The following is a 5,570-nucleotide window of genomic DNA, read 5'->3' as shown; positions in this document are numbered from 1 at the left end:
TGTGTCTGCGCAGGTATTAGAACAGCCTGGTACAGGTATCTCCCAGCAGAGTGAACAGGTAATTGCACAGCTGAGGCAGGAAGTGGAACACCTTAAAACGTTAGTTTCCGCCAAGGATTCGCACATCGATAGCCTCAAACAAGCGATGCTGCTCATCGAGCACAAGCATACTGGGGATTCACCCTGGTGGAAGTTCTGGAAACGCTGAGAACGCCTCAGTTGCCGGCGTGGCTTGTCTGATTTACTGAATGACTTAATCCAAACCTGTTTTTCTAGCCTGTCCACACAGCCCGATCGCCGCTCCCTGCCTTCAGGGTCAAAACATCACACCCCACGCAAGACTTCGTCTTGCAGATTTTTCATTTTAAATCAGTTGCTTAATCGTAAATATTTCAGGCAATTTGCATGTATCCGGCAAAATGTCTCACATTTGTCGGATACACAGGTGTCGGTACCGGCACTGTCATATCGCCGGATTGTGGCTATCGCTATTTATCAGTGCCTTACATGTCACACAATCCGACACCAGTGCCGGTACCACACACCTGTATATCCGCGAGCAGTGCCGGATCCGCCCACATGATATTTATCCAGGTGGCCGGATTGTGTTACTGATTTATATCCAGTGTGGTGCCGGATCCGGCACTGTGGCTTGCCGGCATTTTCAGGGTATTTTCATGGCTTCAGTTTTTTTGAGGGTGTCAGCGCCACGGGACAGGATGTGCATTTGTAATACCGCGCACACGCGGCATGGCAAATGCTCCTGTCAGGGCTCGCCGCCCCGACACCTGGCGAGCGTTTCACGGTCACGCAATAAATTGCGCGTCCGTTCACCACTATCGGTTTTCCAGCCCGATTTTTCGCATGCGAAAAATCACCTTCATCAGGGATGCACGCTGTCGCGGTCGTAAAGTGTGAAAAACACGGCTTACGGGGTGTATCCGGCGCCAGAATCAGAACCATTCACCTGGGCGCATAGCCATTCACTGTGCCAGAATTCATTCCCTGCGTTTCTGGCGGCTTTTCTGGTGGTTTGTTGCCTGTTTTACCGTTCTGCCGTCAGAAGCGCGCTCAGGCCGCCTGAGCGGTGCGCGTAATGCGACGTTATGTTAAAACCAGTGCTGAAGTTATTTACGTTTCTTCCGATAAGATGCTATCTTCATTTTAAATTATTACAGTTGGATATGGTTAATGGCATCTATTTCACTTAAAAAAGCAGATAATGAAGCTTTAGATATATTAAATAGGGTCATAGGAGAAAAAAGAAGTATATCTGAATTTGAAAAAGCAAAGGTTGTTATGTACCTGGATTCGCTTTTCAAAGCAAATAGTCCTGTCTACGATGAAATATCAGCGTGCTATTTTTCGCAAATAGCAGATATAGACAACTTATTAATTAGCGTTTCAAATGCATTTGAAAGAAGAGATGAAAGCTCGTACTATAATCTTATATACGCGCTTAATAATTCAATGCGTTATAGAGAAGCATACCGATACATAAAGGAATTTGATTTGCTTTATGATGATCGGGATTTTCTTGTGTCAGCTATAAAATCATGTTCTTTTTGCGCTGATATAGAATCATCAAATACGTACATGCATAAGTATCTTAGTTTGTATAATGATGATATGGCTTTCGATTTTGAATCACACGTCCGTGAGTTTAATGATTTCATCGTTAGAAACAAGAAGATAAAAAAAGAATTGTCTAACTATCTTCTTGATTGTTTTGATGTATTCTCAAGAAATACACTTTCTAAAACGAAAGATCTTGATGGCTCTTATGGTTATTCCCATCATGTTTTTAGTGATGAAGGTTATGAGTTTTTAGCATTTAGCTTTATTTTAAATGGCTCTGAAGATGATATGGATTATCTCATAGATATAGAGGATGAGTTTACTTCAGAAATAGCTAAAATAAAGTATGATTCTATTATAAAGACCAAGATTTCGTTTAATTTCGAACTGGGTGATTTATCATGATTTCATCGAAGCAGATGTTGGATTTTGCAAAATCATCATACGCCAAGTTTGACGTTGATGGATATATTTATATTAATGAAGAGATCGAGTATCGCACATGCGCGCGATCTGCTTATTATGCACTTTATCATTATTTAAAGTCTATTGCTGATGAATTGCCAGGTGCATATGAAGATGTTTCATCCCATGAGAAGGTTATTAGGAAATTACTTGCTTCGGGAGATGAAAAACTTGTTCAGTTTGCACAAAAAATGATAGCAACAAGAAAAACCAGGGTTCGGGCTGATTACCATATAGATAAAAACTTCGGTAAAACAGAGGCCTACAAGATTCTTCGTGTTGTTGAAAAGGTGTTCGCGGAAGCTGAGGTAGCTGCATCTGAAGAAACAGTATCTTTAGATTCATGACCTTGACGACAAAGAACGTGAGGTAGTAACCTCTGGATAAAGAAAAACCACCGCTACCAACGGTGGTTTTTCAAAGGTTAAAGAGCTACCAACTCTTCTAACCGAGGTAGCTGGCTTGGAGGAGCGCAGTCACCAAAACTTGTTCTTTCAGTTTAGCCTTAACCGGCGCATAACTTCAAGACTAACTCCTCTAAATCAGTTACCAGTGGCTGCTGCCAGTGGCGCTTTGTCGTGTCTTTCCGGTTTGGACTCAAGATGATAGTTACCGGATTAGACGTAGCAGTCGGGCTGAACGGGGGGTTCGTGCATACAGCCCAGCTTGGAGCGAACTGCCTTCCCGGAACTGAGTGTCTGGCGTGGAATGAGAGAACCGCGGCCATAACAGCGGAATGACATCGGTAAACCGAAAGGCAGGAACAGGAGAGCGCACGAGGGAGCCGCCAGGGGGAAACGCCTGGTATCTTTATAGTCCTGTCGGGTTTCGCCACCACTGATTTGAGCGTCGGGTTCTGTGATGCTTGTCAGGGGGGCGGAGCCTATGGAAAAACGCATTGGTGTGGCGTGGCCTTACCGCTCTTGTTCTGGCTTCTCGTTACGCTTACCGTCTAGGTTATTTGTCTTTTAGTAAGATCCGTCCGCTCGCCGCAGATAAGTGACCGAGCGTAGCGAGCGAACGGTCGAGGAAGCGGAAAATAACCGGAGATCACTTGGAGCACTGACGCTGTGATGACTAAACAACACAAAACGGCACTGAACATGGCGAAATTCATTCAGGCGCAATCCCTGCTTTTGCTGGATAAGCTCAACGAACTGGATCTCGATACTGAGGCTGACATGTGTGAAAAACTTCATGAGGATGCAGAGGTGCTCTGCAGGACTCTTTCGGTGCAGTTAAACGCTCTACAGGATGCAGTTAATGGCAAAAATATCGATCAGTGAGGCCGCACGGCTGACAGGGAAGAGCCGTACAACATTGCACAGGTTGATTAAGACAGGTGAGCTGTCCACCTGTCATGGTGCAAGGAATGCTAGATTGGTCGATGTTTCGGAGCTTATTCGTGTTTTTGGTCCTCTTGAGTATCGCCCATTTGAACATGTGTCTGCGCAGGTATTAGAACAGCCTGGTACAGGTATCTCCCAGCAGAGTGAACAGGTAATTGCACAGCTGAGGCAGGAAGTGGAACACCTTAAAACGTTAGTTTCCGCCAAGGATTCGCACATCGATAGCCTCAAACAAGCGATGCTGCTCATCGAGCACAAGCATACTGGGGATTCACCCTGGTGGAAGTTCTGGAAACGCTGAGAACGCCTCAGTTGCCGGCGTGGCTTGTCTGATTTACTGAATGACTTAATCCAAACCTGTTTTTCTAGCCTGTCCACACAGCCCGATCGCCGCTCCCTGCCTTCAGGGTCAAAACATCACACCCCACGCAAGACTTCGTCTTGCAGATTTTTCATTTTAAATCAGTTGCTTAATCGTAAATATTTCAGGCAATTTGCATGTATCCGGCAAAATGTCTCACATTTGTCGGATACACAGGTGTCGGTACCGGCACTGTCATATCGCCGGATTGTGGCTATCGCTATTTATCAGTGCCTTACATGTCACACAATCCGACACCAGTGCCGGTACCACACACCTGTATATCCGCGAGCAGTGCCGGATCCGCCCACATGATATTTATCCAGGTGGCCGGATTGTGTTACTGATTTATATCCAGTGTGGTGCCGGATCCGGCACTGTGGCTTGCCGGCATTTTCAGGGTATTTTCATGGCTTCAGTTTTTTTGAGGGTGTCAGCGCCACGGGACAGGATGTGCATTTGTAATACCGCGCACACGCGGCATGGCAAATGCTCCTGTCAGGGCTCGCCGCCCCGACACCTGGCGAGCGTTTCACGGTCACGCAATAAATTGCGCGTCCGTTCACCACTATCGGTTTTCCAGCCCGATTTTTCGCATGCGAAAAATCACCTTCATCAGGGATGCACGCTGTCGCGGTCGTAAAGTGTGAAAAACACGGCTTACGGGGTGTATCCGGCGCCAGAATCAGAACCATTCACCTGGGCGCATAGCCATTCACTGTGCCAGAATTCATTCCCTGCGTTTCTGGCGGCTTTTCTGGTGGTTTGTTGCCTGTTTTACCGTTCTGCCGTCAGAAGCGCGCTCAGGCCGCCTGAGCGGTGCGCGTAATGCGACGTTATGTTAAAACCAGTGCTGAAGTTATTTACGTTTCTTCCGATAAGATGCTATCTTCATTTTAAATTATTACAGTTGGATATGGTTAATGGCATCTATTTCACTTAAAAAAGCAGATAATGAAGCTTTAGATATATTAAATAGGGTCATAGGAGAAAAAAGAAGTATATCTGAATTTGAAAAAGCAAAGGTTGTTATGTACCTGGATTCGCTTTTCAAAGCAAATAGTCCTGTCTACCGATGAAATATCAGCGTGCTATTTTTCGCAAATAGCAGATATAGACAACTTATTAATTAGCGTTTCAAATGCATTTGAAAGAAGAGATGAAAGCTCGTACTATAATCTTATATACGCGCTTAATAATTCAATGCGTTATAGAGAAGCATACCGATACATAAAGGAATTTGATTTGCTTTATGATGATCGGGATTTTCTTGTGTCAGCTATAAAATCATGTTCTTTTTGCGCTGATATAGAATCATCAAATACGTACATGCATAAGTATCTTAGTTTGTATAATGATGATATGGCTTTCGATTTTGAATCACACGTCCGTGAGTTTAATGATTTCATCGTTAGAAACAAGAAGATAAAAAAAGAATTGTCTAACTATCTTCTTGATTGTTTTGATGTATTCTCAAGAAATACACTTTCTAAAACGAAAGATCTTGGATGGCTCTTATGGTTATTCCCATCATGTTTTTAGTGATGAAGGTTATGAGTTTTTAGCATTTAGCTTTATTTTAAATGGCTCTGGAAGATGATATGGATTATCTCATAGATATAGAGGATGAGTTTACTTCAGAAATAGCTAAAATAAAGTATGATTCTATTATAAAGACCAAGATTTCGTTTAATTTCGAACTGGGTGATTTATCATGATTTCATCGAAGCAGATGTTGGATTTTGCAAAATCATCATACGCCAAGTTTGACGTTGATGGATATATTTATATTAATGAAGAGATCGAGTATCGCACAT

The 5,570-nt window shown here is 43.7% G+C and carries 4 protein-coding genes and 1 pseudogene; all 5 read left to right on the top strand.

The window, feature by feature from the left end:
• A pseudogene (locus PI91_RS26375) lies at positions 1–208 on the top strand (DNA-binding protein); the annotation flags it as partial.
• Between the two features lie 983 nt (positions 209–1,191).
• Positions 1,192–1,983 carry a hypothetical protein gene (locus PI91_RS06010; RefSeq protein ID WP_084635595.1) on the top strand — a complete coding sequence of 264 codons (792 nt, stop codon included), beginning with the start codon at positions 1,192–1,194 and terminating at the stop codon, positions 1,981–1,983.
• Positions 1,980–2,390, top strand: a complete 411-nt coding sequence (locus tag PI91_RS06005; RefSeq protein ID WP_039265655.1) for a HEPN domain-containing protein — start codon at positions 1,980–1,982, stop codon at positions 2,388–2,390. The genes PI91_RS06010 and PI91_RS06005 overlap by 4 nt, the downstream gene beginning before the upstream one ends.
• 726 nt (positions 2,391–3,116) lie before the next feature.
• Positions 3,117–3,329: a Rop family plasmid primer RNA-binding protein gene (locus PI91_RS05990; protein ID WP_039265654.1), complete on the top strand. Its 213-nt coding sequence runs from the start codon at positions 3,117–3,119 to the stop codon at positions 3,327–3,329.
• The gene (locus PI91_RS05985; RefSeq protein WP_039265653.1) at positions 3,307–3,693 is read left to right on the top strand and encodes a helix-turn-helix domain-containing protein; all 387 of its coding nucleotides are present in this window, start codon (positions 3,307–3,309) and stop codon (positions 3,691–3,693) included. Before PI91_RS05990 ends, PI91_RS05985 begins: the two co-directional genes overlap by 23 nt.
• Positions 3,694–5,570 lie beyond the last annotated feature (1,877 nt).

The sequence above is a fragment of the Enterobacter sp. FB genome, from assembly GCF_000805795.1.
GTDB classification, from domain to species: domain Bacteria; phylum Pseudomonadota; class Gammaproteobacteria; order Enterobacterales; family Enterobacteriaceae; genus Enterobacter; species Enterobacter roggenkampii.
Note: the sequence above shows the minus strand (reverse complement) of the source record. Positions and strands in the feature narration are given on the sequence as shown.